This window comes from Clostridium sp. C1 (genome assembly GCF_018223625.1).
Taxonomy (GTDB): Bacteria; Bacillota_I; Bacilli_A; order Erysipelotrichales; family Coprobacillaceae; genus Allocoprobacillus.
The window spans coordinates 2,249,753-2,274,064 of record NZ_CP073631.1 but is presented as its reverse complement, the minus strand read 5'-3'; the positions used below and the strand labels follow the sequence as shown (position 1 = coordinate 2,274,064).

The 24,312-nt window shown below is 30.3% G+C and carries 32 protein-coding genes, 1 other RNA gene and 1 riboswitch; of the genes, 4 read left to right on the top strand and 29 right to left on the bottom strand.

Annotated features, from left to right (window positions below):
• Positions 1-2: 2 nt before the first annotated feature.
• The 4 genes from KEC48_RS12215 to KEC48_RS12200 form a co-directional block, all read right to left on the bottom strand.
• Entirely contained in the window at positions 3-452 is a 450-nt protein-coding gene (locus KEC48_RS12215; RefSeq protein ID WP_211962557.1) for a JAB domain-containing protein, read from the bottom strand.
• On the bottom strand, positions 436-1,005 hold the full coding sequence (locus KEC48_RS12210) for a recombinase family protein (RefSeq protein WP_211962556.1): 570 nt from the start codon (positions 1,003-1,005) through the stop codon (positions 436-438). Before KEC48_RS12210 ends, KEC48_RS12215 begins: the two co-directional genes overlap by 17 nt.
• A gap of 144 nt (positions 1,006-1,149) precedes the next feature.
• Positions 1,150-2,310: a hypothetical protein gene (locus tag KEC48_RS12205; protein WP_191341472.1), complete on the bottom strand. Its 1,161-nt coding sequence runs from the start codon at positions 2,308-2,310 to the stop codon at positions 1,150-1,152.
• 44 nt (positions 2,311-2,354) lie between these two features.
• Positions 2,355-2,768, bottom strand: coding sequence for a hypothetical protein (locus KEC48_RS12200; RefSeq protein ID WP_211962554.1), 414 nt, complete (start codon positions 2,766-2,768; stop codon positions 2,355-2,357).
• A gap of 140 nt (positions 2,769-2,908) precedes the next feature.
• On the opposite strand from KEC48_RS12200, the gene KEC48_RS12195 reads away from it, so the two are divergent.
• A complete protein-coding gene (locus KEC48_RS12195; RefSeq protein ID WP_087358825.1) occupies positions 2,909-3,241 on the top strand; it encodes a helix-turn-helix transcriptional regulator in 333 nt (110 codons plus the stop codon).
• A gap of 13 nt (positions 3,242-3,254) precedes the next feature.
• On the opposite strand, the gene KEC48_RS12190 is transcribed toward KEC48_RS12195, so the two are convergent.
• From KEC48_RS12190 to secG, 12 genes are all read right to left on the bottom strand, one after another.
• Complete coding sequence (locus tag KEC48_RS12190) at positions 3,255-3,452, bottom strand: hypothetical protein (protein ID WP_191341474.1); 198 nt, start codon at positions 3,450-3,452, stop codon at positions 3,255-3,257.
• Positions 3,445-3,792 carry a DUF2958 domain-containing protein gene (locus KEC48_RS12185; RefSeq protein ID WP_087358821.1) on the bottom strand — a complete coding sequence of 116 codons (348 nt, stop codon included), beginning with the start codon at positions 3,790-3,792 and terminating at the stop codon, positions 3,445-3,447. The genes KEC48_RS12190 and KEC48_RS12185 overlap by 8 nt, the downstream gene beginning before the upstream one ends.
• Positions 3,789-4,493: a DNA-processing protein DprA gene (locus KEC48_RS12180; protein ID WP_191341475.1), complete on the bottom strand. Its 705-nt coding sequence runs from the start codon at positions 4,491-4,493 to the stop codon at positions 3,789-3,791. Before KEC48_RS12180 ends, KEC48_RS12185 begins: the two co-directional genes overlap by 4 nt.
• A 135-nt stretch (positions 4,494-4,628) precedes the next feature.
• On the bottom strand, positions 4,629-4,910 hold the full coding sequence (locus KEC48_RS12175; RefSeq protein ID WP_211962552.1) for a hypothetical protein: 282 nt from the start codon (positions 4,908-4,910) through the stop codon (positions 4,629-4,631).
• A gap of 88 nt (positions 4,911-4,998) precedes the next feature.
• Complete coding sequence (locus KEC48_RS12170) at positions 4,999-5,169, bottom strand: helix-turn-helix domain-containing protein (RefSeq protein WP_249191360.1); 171 nt, start codon at positions 5,167-5,169, stop codon at positions 4,999-5,001.
• Entirely contained in the window at positions 5,166-5,681 is a 516-nt protein-coding gene (locus KEC48_RS12165) for a relaxase/mobilization nuclease domain-containing protein (protein ID WP_191341478.1), read from the bottom strand. The genes KEC48_RS12170 and KEC48_RS12165 overlap by 4 nt, the downstream gene beginning before the upstream one ends.
• Positions 5,669-5,944, bottom strand: a complete 276-nt coding sequence (locus KEC48_RS12160; protein WP_211962548.1) for a hypothetical protein — start codon at positions 5,942-5,944, stop codon at positions 5,669-5,671. Before KEC48_RS12160 ends, KEC48_RS12165 begins: the two co-directional genes overlap by 13 nt.
• Before the next feature lie 882 nt (positions 5,945-6,826).
• Complete coding sequence (locus KEC48_RS16255; RefSeq protein ID WP_191341481.1) at positions 6,827-7,162, bottom strand: TM2 domain-containing protein; 336 nt, start codon at positions 7,160-7,162, stop codon at positions 6,827-6,829.
• Positions 7,163-7,570: 408 nt separating this feature from the next.
• Positions 7,571-7,925, bottom strand: a transfer-messenger RNA (tmRNA) gene (ssrA, locus tag KEC48_RS12145).
• A gap of 1 nt (position 7,926) precedes the next feature.
• The gene (gene smpB, locus KEC48_RS12140; protein WP_211962542.1) at positions 7,927-8,373 is read right to left on the bottom strand and encodes an SsrA-binding protein SmpB; all 447 of its coding nucleotides are present in this window, start codon (positions 8,371-8,373) and stop codon (positions 7,927-7,929) included.
• 15 nt (positions 8,374-8,388) lie between these two features.
• Positions 8,389-10,596 carry a ribonuclease R gene (gene rnr / locus KEC48_RS12135; protein ID WP_211962540.1) on the bottom strand — a complete coding sequence of 736 codons (2,208 nt, stop codon included), beginning with the start codon at positions 10,594-10,596 and terminating at the stop codon, positions 8,389-8,391.
• Between the two features lie 65 nt (positions 10,597-10,661).
• Positions 10,662-10,883 (bottom strand): preprotein translocase subunit SecG, encoded by a 222-nt coding sequence (gene secG, locus KEC48_RS12130; protein WP_087356910.1) that lies wholly within the window; start codon positions 10,881-10,883, stop codon positions 10,662-10,664.
• 207 nt (positions 10,884-11,090) lie between these two features.
• Between secG and KEC48_RS12125 the strand changes: the two genes are divergently transcribed.
• Positions 11,091-11,651 carry a chromate transporter gene (locus tag KEC48_RS12125; protein ID WP_205089778.1) on the top strand — a complete coding sequence of 187 codons (561 nt, stop codon included), beginning with the start codon at positions 11,091-11,093 and terminating at the stop codon, positions 11,649-11,651.
• Complete coding sequence (locus KEC48_RS12120; RefSeq protein WP_087356908.1) at positions 11,648-12,217, top strand: chromate transporter; 570 nt, start codon at positions 11,648-11,650, stop codon at positions 12,215-12,217. The genes KEC48_RS12125 and KEC48_RS12120 overlap by 4 nt, the downstream gene beginning before the upstream one ends.
• A gap of 36 nt (positions 12,218-12,253) precedes the next feature.
• Here KEC48_RS12120 and KEC48_RS12115 read toward each other — a convergent pair whose 3' ends face one another.
• The 5 genes from KEC48_RS12115 to KEC48_RS12095 all read right to left on the bottom strand — a co-directional run bounded on the left by KEC48_RS12115 (position 12,254) and on the right by KEC48_RS12095 (position 16,939).
• A complete protein-coding gene (locus KEC48_RS12115; protein WP_211962538.1) occupies positions 12,254-12,787 on the bottom strand; it encodes a hypothetical protein in 534 nt (177 codons plus the stop codon).
• Positions 12,780-13,442, bottom strand: coding sequence for a DUF4430 domain-containing protein (locus KEC48_RS12110; protein ID WP_211962536.1), 663 nt, complete (start codon positions 13,440-13,442; stop codon positions 12,780-12,782). The genes KEC48_RS12115 and KEC48_RS12110 overlap by 8 nt, the downstream gene beginning before the upstream one ends.
• Positions 13,435-14,574 (bottom strand): hypothetical protein, encoded by a 1,140-nt coding sequence (locus KEC48_RS12105; RefSeq protein ID WP_211962534.1) that lies wholly within the window; start codon positions 14,572-14,574, stop codon positions 13,435-13,437. Before KEC48_RS12105 ends, KEC48_RS12110 begins: the two co-directional genes overlap by 8 nt.
• Before the next feature lie 78 nt (positions 14,575-14,652).
• Positions 14,653-14,831, bottom strand: a riboswitch (cobalamin riboswitch).
• A gap of 52 nt (positions 14,832-14,883) precedes the next feature.
• Positions 14,884-15,252 carry a fluoride efflux transporter CrcB gene (gene crcB / locus KEC48_RS12100; protein ID WP_211962532.1) on the bottom strand — a complete coding sequence of 123 codons (369 nt, stop codon included), beginning with the start codon at positions 15,250-15,252 and terminating at the stop codon, positions 14,884-14,886.
• Positions 15,245-16,939: an MraY family glycosyltransferase gene (locus KEC48_RS12095; protein ID WP_211962529.1), complete on the bottom strand. Its 1,695-nt coding sequence runs from the start codon at positions 16,937-16,939 to the stop codon at positions 15,245-15,247. The genes crcB and KEC48_RS12095 overlap by 8 nt, the downstream gene beginning before the upstream one ends.
• 177 nt (positions 16,940-17,116) lie before the next feature.
• Between KEC48_RS12095 and KEC48_RS12090 the strand changes: the two genes are divergently transcribed.
• A complete protein-coding gene (locus tag KEC48_RS12090; RefSeq protein ID WP_211962527.1) occupies positions 17,117-18,268 on the top strand; it encodes a MupG family TIM beta-alpha barrel fold protein in 1,152 nt (383 codons plus the stop codon).
• Between the two features lie 43 nt (positions 18,269-18,311).
• Here KEC48_RS12090 and KEC48_RS12085 read toward each other — a convergent pair whose 3' ends face one another.
• From KEC48_RS12085 to KEC48_RS12050, 8 genes are all read right to left on the bottom strand, one after another.
• Positions 18,312-19,079, bottom strand: a complete 768-nt coding sequence (locus KEC48_RS12085) for an AIM24 family protein (protein WP_087356902.1) — start codon at positions 19,077-19,079, stop codon at positions 18,312-18,314.
• Positions 19,080-19,116: 37 nt separating this feature from the next.
• Positions 19,117-19,812 carry a DNA/RNA non-specific endonuclease gene (locus KEC48_RS12080; RefSeq protein ID WP_211962525.1) on the bottom strand — a complete coding sequence of 232 codons (696 nt, stop codon included), beginning with the start codon at positions 19,810-19,812 and terminating at the stop codon, positions 19,117-19,119.
• Positions 19,812-20,357 carry a flavodoxin domain-containing protein gene (locus KEC48_RS12075; protein WP_087356900.1) on the bottom strand — a complete coding sequence of 182 codons (546 nt, stop codon included), beginning with the start codon at positions 20,355-20,357 and terminating at the stop codon, positions 19,812-19,814. The genes KEC48_RS12080 and KEC48_RS12075 overlap by 1 nt, the downstream gene beginning before the upstream one ends.
• Entirely contained in the window at positions 20,354-20,878 is a 525-nt protein-coding gene (locus KEC48_RS12070) for a hypothetical protein (RefSeq protein ID WP_205089771.1), read from the bottom strand. Before KEC48_RS12070 ends, KEC48_RS12075 begins: the two co-directional genes overlap by 4 nt.
• A gap of 5 nt (positions 20,879-20,883) precedes the next feature.
• Complete coding sequence (locus tag KEC48_RS12065) at positions 20,884-21,420, bottom strand: dihydrofolate reductase family protein (RefSeq protein WP_211962523.1); 537 nt, start codon at positions 21,418-21,420, stop codon at positions 20,884-20,886.
• 101 nt (positions 21,421-21,521) lie between these two features.
• Positions 21,522-22,601 carry an ABC transporter substrate-binding protein gene (locus KEC48_RS12060; RefSeq protein WP_087297241.1) on the bottom strand — a complete coding sequence of 360 codons (1,080 nt, stop codon included), beginning with the start codon at positions 22,599-22,601 and terminating at the stop codon, positions 21,522-21,524.
• Positions 22,582-23,388, bottom strand: a complete 807-nt coding sequence (locus tag KEC48_RS12055; protein WP_087244987.1) for an ABC transporter permease — start codon at positions 23,386-23,388, stop codon at positions 22,582-22,584. Before KEC48_RS12055 ends, KEC48_RS12060 begins: the two co-directional genes overlap by 20 nt.
• A complete protein-coding gene (locus KEC48_RS12050; protein WP_168082604.1) occupies positions 23,385-24,227 on the bottom strand; it encodes an ABC transporter permease in 843 nt (280 codons plus the stop codon). The genes KEC48_RS12055 and KEC48_RS12050 overlap by 4 nt, the downstream gene beginning before the upstream one ends.
• Positions 24,228-24,312 lie beyond the last annotated feature (85 nt).

Genomic DNA, 24,312 nt, shown 5'->3' with positions numbered 1-24,312 from the left:
TACTACTCTCCAAATAGGATTCCATGTTCAGCAAAACTGAAATATCCTCTTTCACAGGTAATGATATGGTCTATAATTGGAATCTGTAAAATCTTGGATGCTTCAATAAGCTCTTTGGTTGTGTCAATGTCTGTCTGAGATGGTTCAATCGTATTGCTTGGATGCGTATGAAAGAGCATTATTTTTGAAGCATTGGAAAGTATAGCTCCCTTAAATACCTCTCTAGGGTGAGCTAATGTCATATTGACTGTACCTATCGAGCATATCTCAAACGAATTGATTTCATTGGCATTATTCATCATGATAACTCCAAAACATTCACGATCTGTCTTATCAACAATATTGCTGATGGCTTCAAATGCTCTATCTGGACTTGTAATACCTTTGCTTTCATACTCAACTGTCTTTTCTCTATATATCTTCAATGATATAAAATCAACTTTTTTCTTCATTTTCTTTCATCTCCTTCACTCTTCTATAAAAGGTAGTCTTGCTGTAGTTCAATAACTTCATTGCCTGTGTAGCAGTTATTTCGTTATTCTTCCATTTTTCATATATTTCATCAAATCTATCGTTTTGAATTTTCTTTCTGCCCTGATATTTGCCATTAGCCCTAGCAATGGCAATTCCCTCTTTTTGTCTTTGAAGAATGTAATCACGTTCTAGCTGAGCAACAGCCCCAAAAACAGTAAGCATAAACTTACCTGATGGTGTAGATGTGTCAATCTTTTCTTTCATGCTGACAAATTGCACTCCTTTAGCAACCAATTGATCGACCAGTTCCAACAAATCACGTGTATTACGTGCAAAACGACTGATTGATTCCACAACAACAATATCACCACTTCTAACGAAACCCATCATTTCCTTAAGCATAGGTCTTTCCATATTTTTACCACTAATTTTATCAATGAATATTTTTTCAACATCTAGCTTCTTCATGATGACTTCCTGTCTTGCAATATTCTGTTCAACAGTCGATACTCTAATATAACCAATTTTCAAACTTATCACCACATTTCATAATCTTTAATAAACAAAAAGCGTTCCACTAAGTCACAATTTTAAGTGGAACGTTCCAAAATACGTTATTCAACTTTAATGGTACAAAGAAAAAGTATACCACTAGGGTATACTCTAAAAAAACGATTATTTATTCTTTCTATATGACTTACCATTACATAGCATTGTATTGTCTTTTAATTCAATACTTACTGATGTTGTTTCTGCACCCAAATTACTATATGCATCATCTACTTCAGTAACATATAAATCCATTCCAATACGTATATCATCATATCCACGCATAATAGTTCCAGAGGTTATTCTAATACTAGGATTTTCATATACTTTTTCCTGATACTGATATTTGTAACCATCTATAGTAGAGTCTGTAAATTCAATTGTTGTACCAAAATTTTCATCAACATCATTTGAATCAATCGCTTCATAAGTTCCATACATGAATTTAGCTACTGCATCATCTTTTAAATCAATAGTATATTCTGTTTTCCATAAACTCGAATCTGATACCTCTATTAATGGAGTATTCACAGTTTCATATGTATAACTATTAGTTGCTGATCCTGTCATAGGTGATATAGTTCCCATAGGTGCAATTATATCTCCTATGTTAAAATCATAAACTTCTCCATTTATACTGAATGATACCATATCATGTAAATTTCCGTTACCAACAGTATCAATCAATCCACTTGTAAATCCATTTAAATATGACACATCTACGACTTTACCCGGAATATAAACAAAAGTTCCCGATAGTGAAGTAGGATTGTTAAAAAATTGATTCCAATTCATATTTGCATAATTGATCCCCGCTGTCTGAAATTGCTCAAATAGACTCTGATTATTTGTTTCATTATCCATTATAGCTCCATCCCTTGTCATTTCTTCATTAATTTTATAATTTTCAGAATCAATCATTACTTTATTATCTTTTTTATATACTTTACCAGTAATTGTAACTTCAAATCCTCCATTTATAGGCTCCTCAATATTGTTAACATATAATTCATTAATCCATTCTTTATCATATATACAGTTTGTAAATCTCCCATTTTCATCTGTTATAACCTCATATGGTGCAAATCCTGTTACAGTGATTTTCTTACCAAGATAAGCATCAATATTATTGAATAAATCATTTATATTAATATTTATGTCTTCCTCAACACTTTCTTCATTTTCAGTATTTTTTGCAGTATTAATCTCTTCTTTATCAGTAGTAGAACAGCCAACTGAAGTACAAACTAATATCAATACTATCAATAACTTTAATATTATTTTCATTCTGAATCCTCTTTTCAATTTATATTTTCCGACACCTAAATAATTTATTTTTTATTAAATATTATTTGTTCATTTAAGCTATCTACTTCTACTTTATAATTTATTTTTATTTCATTATTTTTTCCATGACAGAATGCAATAAAACCACTTCCAATTGATGCAATTGATATTCCAAATCCTGGTGCTATTAATCCTAATATCATTGCAATTTTTCCTATATTTTTTTCAATAGTAGAATTATTAGATTTTTTCACAGTATCAATCAACTCATAATATAATTCATCTAAAACTATTATTTTATTTCTTTCTTCTTTTATAGCTTGTTTAAATTCATCTTTGTTTTTACAATAAGCCGTTGTTTTTTTTAACCTTTCTCTTTCTCTTCTTTCTTCTAATCCCAATTTTTCCTCTACAGTATGCTTTACATAAGCACCTATTAAGTTTATTTTCACTCCCATAATTTTACACTCCTCATTATAATTCATTAATTATAATTTTATTTTATCATATATTGCATTATTAATACAACTTGTTCTATTGGTTTGTGTTTAATTTTGAGAATAATTTGTATGATAAACAATATACGAGGTGATTATTTATGCTTAATTCGACTATTGACTATGCCATGATTGGCAAAAGAATTAAAAATAAAAGAACAGAATCAAAAATTACTCAAGAAAAGATGTCTAACGATCTTAACCTTTCTACATTCTATATATCAAAAATCGAAAATGGTAAATCATGTCCTACATTAGATACATTATCTATCATTGCTAACTATCTTGAATTAGACCTCGCATTTCTTATTACTGGAACTTCTACACTAGAAAAGAACTATTATCTCAAGCAACTTGATGAAATATGTTCAAAGGCTACAAATAAACAGCTTAATCTCATTATAAAGATTGCAAAAACAATACTTGAAGAATAATACCCTTAGCTCATTACTCTGCTAAGGGTATCAGTTTATCTAATTTCTTTTTTATCATCTTACGTATATTGATAATCTTGCAATGATAATGACTGGCTACAATACCTATGTACTGTGGGGACAAGTCATGTTCTATCGAAGCTAATATACCTAATATTGCTTCTATTTCTTCAAGTTCATAGTATATCTGATCCAACTCTTGTTCATTCATATTCAAATTCCCTAATACCTAATCTTACACACTCATCATGAACAGTTGTATTTTCTCTTAGATATCTATCTCTTTCTATGATGGGAATTTCATTACCTAATTTCAATGATTCTAGTTCAGATAATAATATATAGCCCCATTCATTATATATAAGACTAACATACCCAAATAATAACCAATCCCCATCCACAAGCCTTTTTCCACCAGTAATGAGCCATGTTCCTACACCATATGGATTGAAATACCTAGCAATGACCTTAGAATGAAAAACAAGTTCTCTTTGACCATCAATGCCATACTTCAATAATTCTTCTTCAATTTCTTTTGTCAATAGTTTCATACTGCTGACTCTAGCTCCCCATAGTTTTCAATATGCTTGATTTTCTGTTGATTCAATATATCATACAGCTCATACTCATTTCCAATCATATAGACATCCTTATTCTGCTCAATTGCATAAGCAAGTGCCATGATATCTTCATTTGTATCATAGCATTGAGCCATCACAATTTTATCTGCTAGACCACTGACAATTCTATACGAAAAAGGAAGATACTTCTTTGGTGGCTCGACATAATAAGGATACTCACTAAAAACAAGAGTATTTATATTATCAACATCACCATAGAATGAAATACCTCTATCCATAATTTTTATAGTCTTAACTGCATAATCATCCAAAGAGCTTCTATGTGGCTTAACCAGTACAAATTCATCATCTTCTATCATATCATCAACAAATTGATTCAATAGTTCCTGAGTCGAATGATTGCTTTCTGGTGTTATTAAACACAGTGTCTTTTCATCTAAAAAATCAATATTTCCCTTATAGAAAAGCACAAATGGTGGACAATTGATTTTCCTTAATCCTGAAGGATATTCCTCATCAAATATACTGATATACTGACAATCTAACTGTTCCTTCATTTTACATAATGCTTCTCCATCAAACTTTTCCTTATTTGAAAGTGCATTATATATTCTATTGAAATCACCTTCATACTTCAATGCAAAATATAATACTAAATCTCTTATATTCATTTTTCTATTTTCCTTTCATCATAAAAATTAATGGGATTAGCTTCATGCTAATCCCTAACCATTATCTCTTTCAAAAATATAGACAGCAATAGCTGTCAGTATAGCAAAAACCATTTTACCCATTGCATTATCCTCCTAATAACTGAACTTAAATCTAATGCTTTTTGTATCTTTCATATAAGAATAATACAATTCTGCAAAGTTTTGTTTGAAACTCTTGGTATCAAATCTTCGACCAAGAATCTCCTTATAAATTGCCTTCTCTCCATTCATTCCATGAAGTTCTTCTAAATTATACATCTGCATGTACTTCTTGATTTCACTTTCATGTTCCTTAATTTCTTTATCAATTTTTTCCTTTGCAATCTCTAATTGTTTAAGACTGCGAATAACGTTTTGAATATAAAGTTCACTCATTGCTTATTACCTCCTTCAATTTTATATTCATAGATATAATATATAATTGAAGAATATTATAATTACATTTGTAATTATACAGCGTTTTTTATATCGTTCTTGATATATAATCATTTAAATTATCCCATGAAATTCTATAATTCTTTCCAACTTTAATAGCAATCAATTGTTTCTTCTTTATAAGCTTTCTAACTGTTTGTGTAGATACATTTAATATAAAAGCTATTTCATCAACTGTTAATAATTGCTCATTTATCATGAGAATCGTACTCCTTCCCATTTAAGTATATTAAAGTTCTCTCTTAAAAAGTGTAAAAGATTATTATAGAATGTTTTTTCATTAGATAGTTTTTTTCCTGTAAACCCATTAACTGAATTAACTGCAAAATGAATATGGACATTTCCATCCTCTTTCACATGAATACTTGATACATTTCTAAATCCCATTTGTCTTAAGTAATATCCTACTTCCTCACTTAATAAATACACCCATTTTGTCTTGTCTTTAATATGATAATAATTCTTCTTATATATTGATAAAACAAAATGATGTAGCTGTTTCCCTTCAACCTTGCCATATCGTCTTTTATCCATTTCAAATGAATTGACTATCGTTTGTAACGATAAAGAATTTACTCCATTACACATAAAATCCTTATTTAGCATATAATCCTTTACACTACTAGGTGTTCCTTCTATCATGTAATTAATAACATCATTGACAGCCATTTTATCACGATAGGGCTTATTCATCACAATTATAATAGACATTCTAAATCCCCCAATCTTTTCAAAAATCGTCTTGATCGTTCATCATTTTTTTCACTAGCAATATCATCAAGGTCCATTATGCATTCGATAATATCTTTTGTGTTATCTAATTTTATACCATTATTTTTTATACAGCATCTTTGAGCAATAACACATCTCAATATATAATCAGTCATGCTCATATTATTTTCTAATGCATCACTCATTATTTTCTGTTTCTCTTCTTTACTGACTCTTAATTCAATTCTTTCTTTTTTCATCATATTACATCTCCTTCACATCTTATCTCTAGTATGCATTTTTGTCCGTACATATATCAATATATACAGATATATTCACATACTATTATCTTGATGTTAATAATGATATATTTTTATATTTACTGATTTTTAAATATAAAAAAGAAAAAATAAAAGGAGTTGAAAAACAACCCCTAACATATTATTTTACTTTCAATTTTAATGATGATTTAATAAATACAGCTTCAGTAATTGTTATTAGTTTATTATTATCATCTATAATATACGAAAAAGCTAGTGAACGTATATAAAACGACCTTACAATATCATTGTTATGAATAACTGGATATAATCTAGGATTTTCTTTTAAAACATTTATTTTTTCTTTAATCTTTGATATGAAAACTTCAAAGAACGATATCTTTTTTTTACTTGAATAATACTTTTCTTCAAATTTACTATATCACAAAGAAGTTTATATGATATATACCCATAAATCAATAATATTATAACTACACATACATATATTTCCATTTTTCCTCCTAATATAATAAATAATTATTAATATTAATTATTTCAACTATAATAAATATTAATATCGCAAAAATTATTAAAACATTTTTATATTTTGTTATTATCATTTCAACGTATTTCTCTTTTTCAAAAAAAAGTAATATTGAATATATTCCACATGATATAATTATAGGTATAGCTAACAAATTGTAATGTAAAGACATCATAATTTTTCCTTGCAAAAATAAAATAGTTGCTCTAGTTAACCCACAACCAGGACATGGTATCCCAAAAATAGAAAAAAAGGGACATATCCTTATTTCCAAAAAATGAAAAAATAAAGCTAAGCCCAATAACGAAAAAATTTCAGTAAAAAAATTTTTTTTCATCTAGTTAAATAATCATAGAAATTTTTGCAAGATTATGTTGTCTAGTCTTTTTAATAATTGTAAACCAATCGATTATTGTCATAATTCCACAACATCCTAAAGTCAATAATTTTAAAATACCCATACCTGTATCGCCCAACATGAATCTATCAACCCCAAAAGCACCTAAAAATAATGAGAATAATAGCATAGTTGTAGGATCTTTTAAATCAGTAGCTTGTAACGATAAAAATGTTGTGTCATCAGTTTTTTCCAATTTTTGTCTAATGATTGGAATTGCACTTGGCTCAAAATATTTAGCGTTAGTTGTAAGATATAAATCTATTTTTTGCTTATCCATAATAGTTCTCCCCTCTCTTATTATGAGTATACCCCCCCCCATGTATTTTTGTCAAGTTTTTTAACTTATATTTATAAAATCAAAAATATTCATAGAAACATCTTTCTAAAGTTCATTTGCTTAAAACTCAATAATAAAATGACCTATAAAAATTTATTATTATATTCTCCACATTTTAACTATTGCGATAAAAATTTAAAATATCTAAAAAATTGATCTTGAAAGCTAACATATTACTTTTCAAAAATAATCCTATAATCTCTAAACTATTATTCTCTAATTTTTGAATACTAATTTCTCTATTAAATAAATTTTTGCTATTTCCTTTTTTATAACTCGTTAGCAAATCGTTAGCACAATACAAAAAAAATAAAAAAAACACTGATAAAATCAGTGTCATTTACTATTTGGTGGAGGCGGCGGGAATCGAACCCGCGTCCAAAAGCCGTCCCATATGAAACTTCTACAGCTTATCTTGTCGAATGAATTTAACTAAGCTACAATCCACAAGCAGTCTTTCACTTAGCGATTCTGTACATTTTCGTGATATAAATCCAGACGCTTTATACCCTTAACCTATAAGATATGTTACCAGTTCTATAGCCATAGGTATGCTATAGGCTGATATTCGCTAAAGTCTAACGTCGACTAGCAAGCGAAAGATAATTGTTGTCTGTTTCCAGATATTTTTTGTTTGCAATTAACGTATGCCCACGGCTGCAATTTCATTCAAACTGACCCCTGTCGAATCCAAGACGCCCCCATTAATAAGCATTTTTCAATGCTCTTTCCATATCTCTTTTTGCATCTTTAGCTTTTAAATCTTGACGTTTATCATACAACTTCTTTCCTCGAGCTAAAGCAATTTCTGCCTTAAGCTTAGAGGTGTTAAAATATAATTTTGTCGGAACAACTGTTAACCCATTTTCTTTCACTTCTTTTTGTAATTTCTTAATCTGCTTTTTATGAAGTAACAATTTTCTATTACGAAGTGGTTCATGGTTAAAGATATTCCCTTGTTCATAAGGAGCGATATGCATATTTTCAATAAATGCTTCATCATTTTTAAAACGAATAAAAGCATCTTTTAAATTCACATGACCTTTACGCACAGATTTAATTTCTGTCCCTTTTAACTCTATTCCCGCTTCATAAGTTTCTAAAATAAAGTAATCATGAAAAGCTTTTTTATTTTGAGTCACAATCTTCATGCATATCGCCTCCTTTTATCTTCGTCTTCTTGTTCTTCTATGATTAGACTTATTTATTTTACCCTTTTTTGTACGTTTTGTCTTTACTTTTCTATCATTAATTTTAACTATTTTTGTTTTTTTCTTTCTTGATTCCATTCCCACAACTTCAAAATCAATTGTACGCTCTTTTTTATCACAGGCAACAACTTTAACTTTGACCTTATCAGAAATTTTAAAAGTTTTACCCGTTCTTTCTCCTATCAAAGTCATCTGTTCCTCATTATAATGATAATAATCATCTGTTAAATCAGTAATATGTACTAAACCATCTATTGTGTTAGGTAATTCAACAAAGAATCCAAATGAAGTAATAGAAGAAATCATTCCCTCAAATTCTTCCCCAATATGCTTAGACATATACTCTGCCATTTTCATATCATTCACTTCACGTTCAATGTCAACAGCTTCTTTTTCTCTAAAAGAAGACTGTTCTGCCAATTCAGGAATCACTTCTTCAAAATGAGCAGTCTTTTGATAATTATGTTGAAACAAGAAAGTACGCATCAAACGATGTCCTAACAAATCTGGATAACGTCTAATAGGTGAAGTAAAATGTGTATAATATTCATCTGCCAAACCAAAATGTCCTAAACACTGTGCATCATATCTTGCTTTTTGCATACATCTTAATAACAATGTCGAAACAATAACATGTTCATCCGTTCCCTTAGAAGCATTAATAATCATATTCAATTCTTTAGGAAAAACATGTTCCAGAGAACCTTTAATAGTATAGCCCAAAGGTTTGACAATAGATACAAACTGTTGCAGTTTCTTAACTTTTGGCTGTTCATGCACACGATAAATAAAAGGTAAATCCATCCATTTAAAATGTTGTGCTACTGTTTCATTAGCTTTCAGCATAAATTCTTCAATAATCTTATCAGAAGCACCACGTTTTCTCAAAACAACATCAGTAGGCTCCCCTGTTTTATCCACTATAACTTTTGCTTCATCAACATCAAAATCGATAGCTCCACGTTCATCACGCACTTTTCTTAGCAAAGTTGCCAGCTCCTGCATTAAAAAGAATAAAGGAATTGCTGGTGCATATTCTTTTTGTAAATCCTGATTACCATCTAATATCTTATTCACATTATTATATGTCATACGATAAGAAGAATGAATAACAGATGGAACAATTTCATGATTAACAACTTCTCCATGCTTATCTATTTCCATAATACAACTGATTGTATAACGGTCAGTATTTGGATTCAGTGAACAAATACCATTAGATAGTTTATGTGGTAACATAGGAATAACACGGTCAACTAAATAAATAGATGTTCCTCTTTTAATAGCTTCCTTATCTAAAGGCGAACCCTCTGTCACATAATAAGACACATCAGCAATATGGACACCTAATTGATAATGACCATTATCCAATTTTTTTAACGAAATCGCATCATCCAAATCTTTAGCGTCGTCACCATCAATAGTCACAATCAATTCATTTCTTAAATCTACACGATTTTCTATATCACTTGGATCAATTTCATCTGATATATTTTCAATTTGTTCGTAAACTTCCTTAGGAAATTCAATATCTACATCATGAGCATGAACGATAGATAAAATATCAACACCCGGATCATTACGATGCCCTATAATTTTAACAATATCCCCTTTAATCTGAGGTTTAAAAGCTTTTATCTCTACAACAACCTTATGCCCTGGCATAGCTCCATGTGCATGAGCCATATCCACAATAATTGGTTTATCAAATTTAGGATCATCTGTTTTGATAATATATTCTTTACGCCCTCTTTTGACTTCCCCAACATATCTTATTTGTCCACGTCGAAGAACACGAACAACACGCCCTTCTTCACGATTTCCATGTGATTTGACTTTTTCAATCAAAACAACATCATGATTTAAAGCATCTTTCATATTCGTATCATGAATATAAAATTCACGTTCTTCATCTACTTTTACAAACCCAAAACCACGTTTATTTAATTCTAAAACACCTTTATAATATTGAAGTTGATTAATCAAATAATAATCATTAATACGACTTCTGATAATCAGTCCTTCATTTTCCATCTCATTTATTAATTTAATAAACGAAACATAATCTTGAGTATCGGTCATATGAAAGTATTCTGCTAATTCTTGAATCTTTCTTCTTGTATAACTACGATCAGCCAATAAATTCAATATTTCTTCCTTCATCTTAATCACCTCACTTTTAGTTTATCCAATTAATAAAAAGAGGACACATCAAAGTGCCCTAATGATTAACCCATTCTAATTAAGATTGCAAGAACAAAAAATGCAATTGCAAGTCCAACAGTAATACGTGTTAAAACCAAATCAGCTCCTCTTTCTTTTTGATGAGCAAACAGGTTAGAACTTTGACCAGTCAAAGCATTCACAACACCATCAGATTTTCCACTTTGTAATAGGCATACAACAATAAGAGCAATTGAAACTAAAACTAGTAAAATATTTAAAACCATTGTCGTACCTCCTTTTCTTTATACATTAGCAAAACAATACTATCATATTCACTATAAAAATACAACACTTTTTCTTCAACACAAGAAAATATATTTCTTTAAATATTTTACTTTTCTATCTACTTATATTGTATAACTTTTGAAATAAAAATAATATTATTTTACATATTTTTCAACTTTTTGTATGATAATAACGGAGGTGATTTCATGTCAAAGAAAAAACTCATCACTTTATTTTTTTCAACTTTATATCTCAGTGCTTTTACTTTTGGTGGTGGTTATGTCATTGTTACACTCATGCGAAAAAAATTTGTTAGTGAATATCATTGGATTGATGAAGATGAGATGTTGGATTTAATTGCTATTGCACAATCATCACCGGGTGCTATTGCAGTGAATGGAGCCATTGTTGTAGGCTATAAATTAGCTGGTATTGCAGGAATCATCGTTTCAGTGATCGCAACAATCATTCCTCCATTTGTTGTCATTTCATTCATATCTTTTTGTTATGAAATATTCCGTACAAATATCATCATAGCTTTAATGCTTGAAGGAATGCAAGCTGGTGTAGGTGCCGTTATTGTGGCAGTTGTCTTTGAAATGGCAGCAGGAATTTTCCACGAAAAAAATATTTTTTCTCTATTCATCATGATTTCTTCATTTATTCTCACTTATTTTTTGAATATCAACGTTATCTATATTATCTTTATTTGTATTATGATTGGGCTTATCAAAACTTTTCTATGGAAAGGACGTGTAAAATCATGATACTCCTACAATTATTTTTAAGCTTTCTACAAATTGGTGCATTTAGCTTTGGTGGTGGCTATGCTGCAATGCCACTCATTCAAAATCAAGTGGTGGAATTACACCATTGGCTCACTATTCCAGAATTCACTGACCTCATCACTATTTCCCAAATGACACCTGGTCCTATTGCAATTAACTCTGCTACCTTTGTAGGAATAAAAATTGCTGGACTACCCGGAGCTATTATAGCGACTTTAGGATGTATTCTTCCTTCTTGTCTTATTGTCACTATTATCGCATGGCTTTATCTTAAATTTCGTCAAATGGAATCTTTACAATCCATTTTAAATGTTTTAAGACCTGCAGTTATTGCATTAATTGCTAGTGCTGGTTTAACAATTATTATGACTGCTTTTTTTGGAGAATTAGGTATCGCAGTAGAAACCCTCAAAATCCAAATGGTTGTTATTTTTGTTATTTGTCTATTCCTGTTAATGAAATGGAAAATGAATCCTATCTTTGTCATGGTATTAGCCGGTCTTTTGAATGTACTCCAATATTTTTTAATTCAACCCTTATTATAAAAATAGGAAATGTTAAAATTTTCTCTAAGAAATATCTTAACACTTCCTATATTTTTTAAATACTTTCCACAACAAGGGGGCTCCTATTAAATAAAAAAAGAAATTCCCCACAGCATGAAACGTATCAAATAATAATCCAGCACTATAATAAACAATAAATAATGGCAATCCCCCAATAACAAATTGCTCCAATGATACAATCAAACCAAAAACATAACCCATCACTAAAGAAAAAACAGCCATTACCAGAAGTGATGGATTTTTATTTTTTCTTCTATAAAAATCACCCATACATTGTGTCAAAAGACAAATCACAATCCATGCTAAAATTTGAAAAAAAGTCCAAATTCCCATACCTAAATACATATTAGATACAAGTGTTGTCACCAATGTCAGTTTAATTCCAAAAGCTAATCCAAAAAGTAAAACTGAAATAATAATAATTGAAGTCACTGGTTTAATATTAGGTAAAGCCTGTAAAGCAATGCGAGAAGCAATATTAACTGCCGCTAAAATGCCAATTAAACTGATTTCTTGAATCTTACCCATTTGTTGAATAGATTCACTCAACTTGATCACCATCTTTTAAAATATAAGCACCTGCACCTAAACTTGGATAAGCTCCATTGACTTTATACTTCCAGCCTGATTGTCCACCATAATCAAACTCCATTAGACCATTAATTCCTTTGACATAAACAGCTTGTCCTATTCCTGAAATCTTAACAGTCATCTCATAATTATCGGCTAATATTTTTAACGCATCATAAGCACTCATTCCTTCTTCAAATTCAACATAATCTTGTGCCATCACACCATCAACACCTGTAATTATCACATTGATTGATGCCACTTCTTCAATTTGTGATTCTTCTTCAACTTCTTCCAAAGTTTCTTGTGGTTGTTGTTTAGGTTCTGATGTTTTTTGATTTGATGCATCTTCATCTATTTTTTTTGTTGTTTGAGATTCTGTTTTTTGCTCTGTTTTCTTTTCCTTCTTTTGAGAAGTTTGCTTTTTTTCTTTTTCTTGTGATGATTCATCTTGCTGAGATGTTTCTTTAGATACATCTACTTGCTGACTAACTTCACTTTCTGTTTCTTTATTTTCAACAACTGCTTTTGCTTCTTGATTTGGGACAAAGCAGGTATGATAAATACCTGCTCCCCCAATAAATATAAAACATAATACAATAAAAATAAGTGTATATTTCTTTGTTTTATTCAAAATACTTTCTTCCTTTCAATAAAAGTATTCCACTTCCCATAAATAATAGACCATATTCAAATAACCATGACTGATCATCTGTTTGTACAACATCTTTTTGTTTTGTTGTTTCTGTTACAACTTCTTTTTGAGGTTGTTTTTGAGATTGAGAAGATGATGTTTCTGTCTTTTCTACTTCTTGTTCAACTTCTACTTCCGGTTTAACTTCTATTTCTGGTTGTTTTTCTGTATCTATAACTTCATCTAAAGCCAAATAATCCTGTTTTGCTTTTTGATAAACAGATTCATTATAATAATACCCTATTGTTTGAATCCCTTGAACGGTTGCATAATCATTCACTTCTCCCGGTGTTGAATACCAAAAACTTCCATCAGTATTTTGATATTTTAATAATACGTCATATGGATTATACCCATTTTGATTATATGTACCTGCTTTAACTCCTTTGGCATCATATGTTAATAAACCTATCATAACACTTGCTTGTGTGTTCACATTAACACCACTAAAACTATCTTTATATCCTGCTTGTCCATCTCGCATAGATTGCAAATACACAATAGCACGTTGAATAGTGGGTTGATATTTGTCTTTATCAACCAAAGACAAACTTTCAATAACCCATGAAGTAATATCTAAACTAGGACCATAGCTTGACCCAAAAGCCCCATTATCATCAATGAGAGATGTTAGATAATCTGCAGCCAGTGACAATTTAGGTGAATCAACAACATATAATGCAAAAACTCCATAAACTTGAAAATTTGCATATGTTGAATTATTCTTTTTATCAAAAGCTCCGTTTGATTGAACACAATTTTCTAGCATTTCTACATAATTAACACCATTATAATTTTTTGGATTATCTCCATGTAATGATAAAGCAATTATAGATTGTGCTATTTCAGACGCATAGTCAGTAGAAATTAAATGATCAATAGAATAATCACTAGAATCCAATCCAATGGCTTCATAAGCATATAATTCACTAAAACTATTGAAACTTGTTTTTTGTGAATAATAACCTTTTGCTGATGTATAACTTTCGTCATATGATAATGCTGCTGTTGGTAAAACTTGACTAACAATTAACATCAACATCATTAATAAACTTGTAAAAATTTTCTTCATTTTGTCCTCCATTTCTCCTAGACAAAAATAAGGTCTTTAACCCTAAAATTGATACTAGAACGACTTTATACTCCGTAAAGTGTATTCCAAGATGTTGGCATGTATTCCGGCTCAAGTTCAACGTCTTAGCACCTTCCCAGTTTCCCAGTGGTATTACGCTTTAACTCCCTTTCACGGCTGCGGGACAGCTCAGGATTTTCACCTGCTTCCATTTTCATGAAATACTTCTATTTCCAACCAACAAATTCATAAACTTTTACATCCACATTATATACCATTATTTCCAAATAATAAAGAAAAAAGAGCCTTTTAAAAAGCCCTTATTCCTACAATCATTTTTCCTAAATATACTCCAACAATACATCCTGCAATACTGATGAAAACATAAACGATTGCCATAAAAATCATGCCATTTTCTAATAATGTCAAAGTTTCTAATGAAAATGTTGAAAAAGTTGTAAATCCTCCACATAACCCTGTTTTTAAAAAGAGATGGATTTGTGAAGACAAATATTGTTTTTCAAATAAGCCAACAACCACTCCAATAATAAAAGCTCCTAACAAGTTTGTGATTAATGTTAAAATTGGAAAAGAACTTTTGATAGGCAATAAACTTAAAGTATATCTAAAGATGGATCCTATGGCTCCACCTAGTCCTACCCACAAGAACTTATCCATTGTCACTCTCTATTGCGACAACACTAAACTTTTGATCTTTTTCAATCAAAGTTACAGTCGTCGTATATTGTAAAGCATTGAGTATTGGATTCACTTCATTAAAAGTGATTTGAACTTTCACATCATAATAACTATAATCTTCTAAACCAGATAAAGCTTTATAAGAAGGGACATTAGACAAAATATCATAACGGATAACTTCTGGAGGATTGATATATTGTTGATTATCTCTATAATATTCCTGTTTAGCATAAGCTGTAAAATCGTCTTTTTTATCAGCATAGAAGTAATCAATTCCACCTATCTTTCCTTCTTCTTTATTAGATAGTGTATAATAATCACTTACAAAATAGGCTGCGACTAATTGTCTTTCTGTTTTTTTATCACCACGATTAATGGCTGTTACCAGCTGATTATAAATATCACTCATAAGGCTTGTTTCATTTTGTGATTCTACATATTCTATAGTTATCGTTTTTTGTGGAATAGCTTTTTCTTCATGATTTAAAACAAAAACCATTGAAAAGACAATACCTATCACAATAATTAATATAACAGCATATCTTTTTTTAGCTTTTCGAATAATCTTTTGATATGGTTTTGTATCTTTAATAGATGGTAAATACTCACTTTTAATAAAAATATTTAAAATTGTTAAAAATGGTTTATACTTACGATCAATCATATTGGTTGCTTCTACAAATAATTCAAACAATAACATTAAAGCTACAAATAAAATAGTTGCACCTACTTTATCAAATAAATAAAGATACGAACATAACGAAAACAAAACTGTCACAGTGTATAAAATCAAAACACTCTTAGTTTGACCTAATTCCAAAGAGAACATTAATTTATGATGAAGATGGTTACGATCTGCTTCACTAAAACTTTTATGATGAACTTTACGACGAATAATCGCAATAAAAGTATCCATGATTGGTACCATTAAGACAACAATAGGCGCACCTAAAGTAAAGAATGAAGAACTTTTATAACCAAATCCAAGTAATGAAATAACTGCAATCATAAAACCAATAAATAAAGCTCCACAATCTCCTAAGAAAATAGAAGCAGGATGAAAATTATAAACAAGAAAACCTCCAATAGCACCTGCCAAAAGCAAAGATAGCGATGATATATCCGTACGTCCATATGTTAAAGAGGTTAATGAAATTGTCACTAAAACAATAATAGAAATACCTGCACATAATCCATCTAATCCATCTATCAGATTAATCGCATTACTGATTCCTACAATCCATAAAATAGTGACTAAAATAGCCAAGACATAGGAAATAGAGTCTGGCAAAAAAGGTAATGTAAAACCTTTTAAAACAATATCTCCATAAATAATTACAACCAATGCCGCAATAACCTGACCCAACATTTTTAATTTAGGTGATAAGTCATGAATATCATCATAGAAACCTGTTAAAAAAATGATAAAGCCACCAATCAATATCGCATTAATTTGAATATCTGTTTTCAAAAAAATCATTGTCCCAATTAAAAAACTAGCATAAATCGCGTAACCACCAGTTCTGGCAATGATTCCTTTATGAATGGTTCTTTTATTCGTATGAGCAATAATCCCAAGTTTTTTTGAAACTTTTCCTACTATAGGAACAAGAATTAAACTAAATATGAAAGTTACCACAAATGATAAACATATTTCCAAACTCATGATTTTTCGCTCCTTTCTTACATTCTCTATCTTTTGTTATATCATAAATCCATGATTTTGCGAAGTCCTACTCCATATATTTTTCATAAGAGGCTTGAATTTTAAATGTCTTTCTATCTTTTTCTTAAAGTCTATTGCTAAAGATGTTATAATGATTTTATAAGGAGGAAAATGAATATGCACAAATTAGGTATTTCTGTATACCCTGATAAAACACCAAAGAATGAGGTATACGCATACATGGAAAAAGCTGCAAAATTAGGTTACAGTAGAATTTTTACATGTTTTTTATCAATTCCAGATGAAGAAAGAGAAAGTTATTTGGTTGAATTTAAAGAATTCATGAAAAAAGCTCATGAATTAGGATTTGAAGTTGCTGCTGATACAAATCCACAAGTTTTTGACTTAATTGGAGCAACACCTGGTAATTTAAAACCATTTGCTGATTTAGGATTAGATATTATCAGAATGGATGGTAACTTTGGGACACAAGGTGATATTCAATTAACACGTAATCCATACAATATTAAAATTGAATTTAATGCCAGTATGGATATGGGTGTAGAGTTATTAATCAACAATGGTGGTAATAAAGATCAAATCACTATGTGTCATAACTTCTTCCCAGAACGTTATACTGGTTTAGATTTTGACTTATTTATGGAATATAATCGTTATTGGAAAGAATTAAATTTGCACACTGCTGCCTTTGTTTCTAGTAACAATGAACATACAATCGGGCCATGGCAAGTTTTCTGTGGTTTACCAACTGTTGAAATTATGCGTGGTTTACCAATTGATTTACAAGCACGTTATATGTTAGCGACTGGAGATGTTGATGATATTTTAATTGGAAACTATCCAGCAACTGATGAAGAATTAGAAGCTCTAGCTAAAGTCAATTTACAAGCTATTGAAATTAGAGTGGATGAAGCTGAAGGTATTAGTCAAAACGAAAAAGAAATCATGTATGATTTTGCCCCTCATTGGGATCGTTATGATCATTCATCATTTATGTTAAGATCTTCATCACCACGTGTATGGTTTAAAGAAAAGAAAAGTGTTCAAGATGGAGATATGGGAAAAGATTCTCAAATGAATGTAGAATCACAATCTATTCCATATAGAGATCCTGGTAAAAAAGTTTTCACTCGTGGAGATGTATTGATTGTTAATGATAATTTAGCACACTATCGTGGTGAACTTGAAATTGTTTTAACTGAAATTCCTAATGATGGTGAACGTAACTTAGTAGCTACTGTAAAACCTGAAGAATTAATGTTGTTAGATTTCATTAAACCAGGACATCACTTCAAAATCTTAAAATAAAAAACAAAGGATTGAAAGTTTCGTTTTCAATCCTTTTTTATATCTATTTTCTTGATTCAACTGGTGCAATCAAAACTTTTCCTGTTCCACGATAAACATTCACAAGTCCTTCACCAGATGCTGCTGATCCTGCTAATGTTTTTCCAGAACGTTCTACTTTGAACTCAAGAGTTCCACTCCATGCAATAGCCATATTTCCATCAATTTTTAAAACATCATCTTTTAAAGTCACTTCAATAAGTTCTTCTTGTGGACATTCTGATTCTAAGCATACAATACCAGAACCTTCTATTCCAAGATTAAATAATCCTTCATTTCCCATTGTCGCTGATGATAAATTAGAACGCATCACAGCTTTATGCTTTAATTTTGCATCACAAGCTAAAAATAAACCATCATCTAATACAACAGATTGATTCCATTCATCAAGATCAAGTAATAAAATATGTTTATATGTAGGTTCTAATACTAGAACTCCATCTCCTGTATATTCTGGTTTAATTGCTGATTCACCAGTCACTTTTCCTCTTACCGCTTTAGATAACAAATCACCTACACCCTTTAATCCTGTTGTTGCATAGACATTGCCAACCATCCATTGCATTGCCCCTGCCTGTACCACAACATTAGCTTGACTAATATCACAAATAACCTGTCTTTTACGAATATTCATTTCACTACAAAAATAAGCAGTTTGTGCATGATGAGGCATCACACTTAAATCACGTTGATATTCAATAATTTGAAAAGGTCCTTTTTCATTAATGATTTTCACATCGTTATTATTTGTAAAATTAGAAATTGTAAACATTATAACATCCCTCCTTTTCTTTATTATATCATACATCCTATTCAAGTGAACTTTTTCCAGTCTGATAATCAATTTTCACATGAGGCTGAACATTATACACAAAAACATTAAATTCTATATCTAAACCTCGATCCTCTACAGACATAGCTTCCATCAATACACCATCAGCCACCAGATTATCTTCTTCAAAAACAGGTGTCACACGATATAAAACATGATTTCCTGTATCTTTCACATAATCAGCCACTTCATTTTCAAAAGGTAACATGCCTTCCGTATTCATATATCTTGTGCCAGTGATTAAATTCTTTTCATTTGCATTTTCTCCACTTAACTGATAACCAATTAAATGACATCTGTTATATAAATATTTTCCATCTACAAAATCATATTTCTTTGTTTGCCAACCAGATGGTTTAATCATCCCAATACTTCCTCTTTCTTTGGTTGGCATAATATCTTCTCCAATATTCGCAAAAGCAACACCACAACGCCCCAAATCATCTAATGGACTATATTCTTCAAAAGATTTTGTGGTGAAATCACCCTGATCAAAATAGGGTTCATTATCATTAATAATCACATAAGGTTTCCCATCATATTCAGGAATATCTTCAAGATCACTTGCATAAGAAACTGTTGATTGATGATATTCAACTCCAACATAACCCCCAGCAGCAATAATCAAAGCAACAAATAGTTTTACAAATTTCTTTTTATATTTTCTTTTCATCATAAATCCTCTTTTATCATATTATTAATATCTTTAATTATAGGTTTTAACATATCAAAATCAACAAAATTGACTTGCTTATGATATGTTTCCATCATAGCTAAGTCTTCAGCTGACATCTTTTCTCGTGCTTTCTTTTTAATCATTGTATACAAAAGACTCATCATTGTCTTATGTTTAAAGTTTAATTTTGAATAATCAATACCACCACGTAAATGATATATTATTGTTGTAGCCATCAAAGATTTTGGTATTTGACGCTTCAAAGATTGTCTAATATTTTTAATGTTTTCTTCATCTGTTACATCAGCTAAGCCAACTGTTACAACTATTAATTTTATCTTAGAATGAATTTTCTTTTGAAAGTTTTTAAAACCTTTTAATCCACCCGCATACAAACCACCTAAATAAACAACAAAATCATAATGATCTATTGTGACCAAATTTTGTTCATTTTCTATTGGTAATCCTGTTTGTTTAGATAATTCTTTGGCATATTGTTTTGTTGTTCCATACTGACTCCCATAAACAATAATTCCTTTCATGATTTACTTCCTTTCATGACCTCAATAGCATTTTGTACCTGTACAACATCTATAAGATTTTCTAACATAATATATCTATGATAACGCCTTCTTCCTGTATAAACAAATTCTCTGAAAATAATGGTTCCCAGTCCATTATTATGAATTTTGATTTCCATCGGAGGCAAATCATTCCCATTATATATTTGTATTTTACGACCTTTTTTAATCATTAATTTTTTATTGGTAATGACATAAAATGTTTTATTTCTTAAATATATCTTTTGAATTATTTTTCCAAAAGCCATATAGAAACCAACACAAACAAAAGGTATCATCCATATAATCAAAAATAATGTAGGCTGCATGAATATAGCTCTTATAAAATTTAAACAAAAAAACAACCATACAATTCCAAATAAACTCACAATAACATCATTACCTGTAATCAAATGCCCTTTTTCTGGTTTTCCTTTCCATAAAATATACTCATCCAACATCAAATAAGGCTTACAAAAATCATATTGAATCATATCTTCCATATCATTCATTCCTCTCTATGTACATAAACCAATTCCATCATTCCATTGTTTTCTCTATAATGAATTAACTTTAAAGGTACAGAATAATATTCACTTTGAAATAATCTTATCCCTGACCCTAACAAAATTGGAATCACTGTTATATAATATTCATCAATCAGTTGGCTTTTTAAAAGTGGTTGAATCATTTGTGAACCACCACAAATCCATATATCCTTCCCTTGTTTTTGTTTTAACTTAGAAACAATATCTTGTGGTTTTTCACTTGTAAAAATTATATTGTGAGTAGAGGTTACCTGTTGATGTGTGACAACATAACTTTTTAGATTAGGATAAACCCAATGTTCTGGTGATAATTCCGTTATAATTTGATGATAGGTTTTCCACCCCATAATAACAGTATCTATATTTTTTACAAATTCTTCAAAAGTATCTATAGCATCTTTTTGTCTATCTAGACCAGCTAACCAATCAACTTTTCCATACTGATCTGCAATATATCCATCTAAACTCATCGCAATAAATAAAATAACTTTTCGCATAACTCACCTCAACATCTCAAATTATAACACGCTCTATGTTACCCGTCTATGATTCATCCATCAAAAAAAGAAGATTAGCCATAGGCCAATCTTCCCCATCTTTATTGAGCATTTGAAGCTGCGATTTTTACTTTACTGAAGTAATCTGAAATGATTTTACGAGTTGCTTCATCATATTCAAAAACTTCATCTTTATCATTACCAGTTCTAGGTACGTAAGCATTAATTCCTTCATAATCTCCACTTGCTAATTCATCCATAACTTCCTGATTAGCAGAAGTATATCCTACAAAGCTTGAATTATCCATAGCAGCTTCATAGCTACAAGCATAGTTAATAAATTCATGTGCTAATTCTACATTTTCAGCATTCTTTGGAATCACCATAGCATCACTCCATAAGTTTGTTCCTGTTTCAGGCATATAGAATCCCATGTTTTCATTTTCACTCATAACATAAGCAGCATCTCCAGAATAAATCAATCCTAAAGCTTTTCTACCTTGAGCCATGTTATCAATAATTTCATCAGTGACAATTTCTGGTTCCATTGTTTCAACACATTTCACTAACCAGTTATAAGCTTCTTCTAATTCTTTTTCATCTTTTGTATTCATTGAATATCCTAAAGCTTTTAATGCCATCATGAATGAATCACGTTCAGAATCATATAGATAAATATCTCCTTTGTATTTAGTATCTAAGAAAATATTGTATCCTTCTTTTTCTAAATCAGCTTCACTGACTTTTGTTTTGTCATAAACAATTCCTACTGTTCCCCAGAAATATGGAATAGAATATTCATTGTTTGGATCATAAGGTAATCCTTTGACAGCATCAACAAGCTCATCCATACATGTAATCTTATCTTTATCTAATTTTTGAATAAGATCTTCTTGAATTAATCTTTCAATCATGTAATCACTTGGAACTAAAATATCATATGGTTCTCCATTTGCGACTTTAATATACATAGCTTCATTTGAATCAAAGTAATCCACAACGACTGTTGCGCCTGTTAAATCTTCAAAACCAGAGATAAAATTTTCACCCATGTATTCTCCCCAGTTATAAAGGTGTAATTCTTGTCCAGCATATGGCTTATCTGCATTTGAATCCCCTCCACACGCTGTTAAAGTAAACATTGTTGCAACCGCTAATAAACTAGTTAATAACTTTTTCATCTTTTTTCTCCCTTCTTGCTTTAATTAGTGGTACTACATTGATAATCACTAAGACTACCGTTATCAATACTACGACAAGCGTAGATATTGCATTGATTGTTGGGTTAACTCTTTTACTCATTGTATAAACCATGATACTTAAGTTTTTAACCCCTCCTCCTGTTACAAAGTATGAAATGATAAAATCATCAAATGACATTGTAAAGGCAATTAAGGCTCCTGATACGATACCAGGCATAATTTGTGGCACTAAAACTTTTGTTAAAGCTTGCCATGGTGTTGCTCCTAAATCCATTGCCGCATCAGATAGATTTGGATCTAGTGAACGTATCTTAGGCATCACACTTAAAATAACATAAGGTATACAGAATGTAATATGAGCAAGTAACATTGTCATAAAACCACGTTCTATATGAAATGTAATAAATAGTAACATCAATCCAATAGCTGTCACAATTTCTGGATTCATAATTGGAAAATCATTTAACTGCATCATGACTTTTTTAACAATCTTGCTTGATTTTGATAAACCAATAGCACTAATTGTTCCTACTATTGTCGATACAATTGTAGCAATCACAGCAACTGTAATTGTGACATATAATGATTCCATCATATCTCTATTTTGGAAGAGTTTTTCATACCAGTTTAAACTAAAACCAGTAAAATGTGTTAATGATTTACTTTCATTAAAAGAGAAGATAACCATAAATACAATTGGTAAATAGAAGAATAAAATCATCAGAACCATTAAAATTTTACCAATAATTCTCTTATCTTTTTTCATGATTCCTGATTCCCTCCTCCACTATTACGTTCATCAATTTTTCTAATTGCATACATACAAATCATCATAATGACTGCCATAATCATAGAGATTGCACTACCAAAGTTCCATTCTCCAACTGTAATAAATTGATTTTCAATCACGTTACCAATTAAGAAGAACTGTCCTCCACCAAGAAGTTTAGGAATAAAGAATGAACTCACTGCTGGTAAAAAGACAAGTGTTATTCCACTGACAACTCCTGATAAAGATAATGGCAAAGTGACACGTAAGAATGTCTGGACTCTGTTCGCCCCTAAATCAGCACTGGCTTCTAATAATGATTTATCCATCTTACATAAAGATGTATTGATTTGTAGAATCATAAATGGAATAAAGTTATAAACCATTCCAAGCAATACAGAACCTTCTGTATATAACAACTCTACATCTTTAAATCCAAAGAAACCTAAAATTGTTTGAGCTATACCCCCATTAGAAAGAATTCCTATCCAGGCATATGTTCTGACTAACATATTAATCCACATTGGTAAAGTAATAGCTAAAACAAGAATATTACGAACACGATCACTGCTTCTTGCAATAAAATAAGCAACTGGATAACCTAAGACAACACAGATAATTGTTGTCTTCACAGCAATCGTCAATGAACGCCATAAGACAAGTAAAAAGTCTGGGTCGGTAAAAAACTTTTTAAAATGATCCAAAGTAAATGTAAAGTTAATGATATCATTTCCACTTGTTGTTAATGAATAGAAAAGAATTAATAACATTGGTAATAAAATCATTAAGATCACCCATATCATATAGGGCCATGCTAATTGTGAAAAACGTTTCATTCTAGAACCCCATCTTTTCCATGACATGAATATCTTCAGGGAAGAATGTTAAACCGACCTCTTTACCTTCTTCCACATAATCTGT

What these genes read in the sequence shown, in the direction of transcription:
- KEC48_RS12160 (WP_211962548.1), bottom strand. Translation starts at nt 5,944, where the DNA reads ATGATGAAAAAAGAAAGAATTGAATTAAGAGTCAGTAAAGAAGAGAAA.
- KEC48_RS12090 (WP_211962527.1), top strand. Translation starts at nt 17,117, where the DNA reads ATGCACAAATTAGGTATTTCTGTATACCCTGATAAAACACCAAAGAAT.
- KEC48_RS12070 (WP_205089771.1), bottom strand. Translation starts at nt 20,878, where the DNA reads ATGGAAGATATGATTCAATATGATTTTTGTAAGCCTTATTTGATGTTG.
- crcB (WP_211962532.1), bottom strand. Translation starts at nt 15,252, where the DNA reads ATGGATAAGTTCTTGTGGGTAGGACTAGGTGGAGCCATAGGATCCATC.
- KEC48_RS12165 (WP_191341478.1), bottom strand. Translation starts at nt 5,681, where the DNA reads ATGTCTATTATAATTGTGATGAATAAGCCCTATCGTGATAAAATGGCT.
- KEC48_RS12080 (WP_211962525.1), bottom strand. Translation starts at nt 19,812, where the DNA reads ATGAAAAGAAAATATAAAAAGAAATTTGTAAAACTATTTGTTGCTTTG.
- KEC48_RS12075 (WP_087356900.1), bottom strand. Translation starts at nt 20,357, where the DNA reads ATGAAAGGAATTATTGTTTATGGGAGTCAGTATGGAACAACAAAACAA.
- KEC48_RS12060 (WP_087297241.1), bottom strand. Translation starts at nt 22,601, where the DNA reads ATGAAAAAGTTATTAACTAGTTTATTAGCGGTTGCAACAATGTTTACT.
- KEC48_RS12180 (WP_191341475.1), bottom strand. Translation starts at nt 4,493, where the DNA reads ATGAATATAAGAGATTTAGTATTATATTTTGCATTGAAGTATGAAGGT.
- rnr (WP_211962540.1), bottom strand. Translation starts at nt 10,596, where the DNA reads ATGAAGGAAGAAATATTGAATTTATTGGCTGATCGTAGTTATACAAGA.
- KEC48_RS12215 (WP_211962557.1), bottom strand. Translation starts at nt 452, where the DNA reads ATGAAGAAAAAAGTTGATTTTATATCATTGAAGATATATAGAGAAAAG.
- smpB (WP_211962542.1), bottom strand. Translation starts at nt 8,373, where the DNA reads ATGAAGATTGTGACTCAAAATAAAAAAGCTTTTCATGATTACTTTATT.
- KEC48_RS12200 (WP_211962554.1), bottom strand. Translation starts at nt 2,768, where the DNA reads ATGGGAGTGAAAATAAACTTAATAGGTGCTTATGTAAAGCATACTGTA.
- KEC48_RS12120 (WP_087356908.1), top strand. Translation starts at nt 11,648, where the DNA reads ATGATACTCCTACAATTATTTTTAAGCTTTCTACAAATTGGTGCATTT.
- KEC48_RS12085 (WP_087356902.1), bottom strand. Translation starts at nt 19,079, where the DNA reads ATGTTTACAATTTCTAATTTTACAAATAATAACGATGTGAAAATCATT.
- KEC48_RS12185 (WP_087358821.1), bottom strand. Translation starts at nt 3,792, where the DNA reads ATGAAACTATTGACAAAAGAAATTGAAGAAGAATTATTGAAGTATGGC.
- KEC48_RS12065 (WP_211962523.1), bottom strand. Translation starts at nt 21,420, where the DNA reads ATGCGAAAAGTTATTTTATTTATTGCGATGAGTTTAGATGGATATATT.
- KEC48_RS12125 (WP_205089778.1), top strand. Translation starts at nt 11,091, where the DNA reads ATGTCAAAGAAAAAACTCATCACTTTATTTTTTTCAACTTTATATCTC.
- KEC48_RS12175 (WP_211962552.1), bottom strand. Translation starts at nt 4,910, where the DNA reads ATGAGTGAACTTTATATTCAAAACGTTATTCGCAGTCTTAAACAATTA.
- KEC48_RS12050 (WP_168082604.1), bottom strand. Translation starts at nt 24,227, where the DNA reads ATGAAACGTTTTTCACAATTAGCATGGCCCTATATGATATGGGTGATC.
- KEC48_RS12190 (WP_191341474.1), bottom strand. Translation starts at nt 3,452, where the DNA reads ATGAATGAACAAGAGTTGGATCAGATATACTATGAACTTGAAGAAATA.
- KEC48_RS12055 (WP_087244987.1), bottom strand. Translation starts at nt 23,388, where the DNA reads ATGAAAAAAGATAAGAGAATTATTGGTAAAATTTTAATGGTTCTGATG.
- secG (WP_087356910.1), bottom strand. Translation starts at nt 10,883, where the DNA reads ATGGTTTTAAATATTTTACTAGTTTTAGTTTCAATTGCTCTTATTGTT.
- KEC48_RS12205 (WP_191341472.1), bottom strand. Translation starts at nt 2,310, where the DNA reads ATGAAAATAATATTAAAGTTATTGATAGTATTGATATTAGTTTGTACT.
- KEC48_RS12195 (WP_087358825.1), top strand. Translation starts at nt 2,909, where the DNA reads ATGCTTAATTCGACTATTGACTATGCCATGATTGGCAAAAGAATTAAA.
- KEC48_RS12170 (WP_249191360.1), bottom strand. Translation starts at nt 5,169, where the DNA reads ATGATAAATGAGCAATTATTAACAGTTGATGAAATAGCTTTTATATTA.
- KEC48_RS16255 (WP_191341481.1), bottom strand. Translation starts at nt 7,162, where the DNA reads ATGGATAAGCAAAAAATAGATTTATATCTTACAACTAACGCTAAATAT.
- KEC48_RS12105 (WP_211962534.1), bottom strand. Translation starts at nt 14,574, where the DNA reads ATGAAGAAAATTTTTACAAGTTTATTAATGATGTTGATGTTAATTGTT.
- KEC48_RS12095 (WP_211962529.1), bottom strand. Translation starts at nt 16,939, where the DNA reads ATGAGTTTGGAAATATGTTTATCATTTGTGGTAACTTTCATATTTAGT.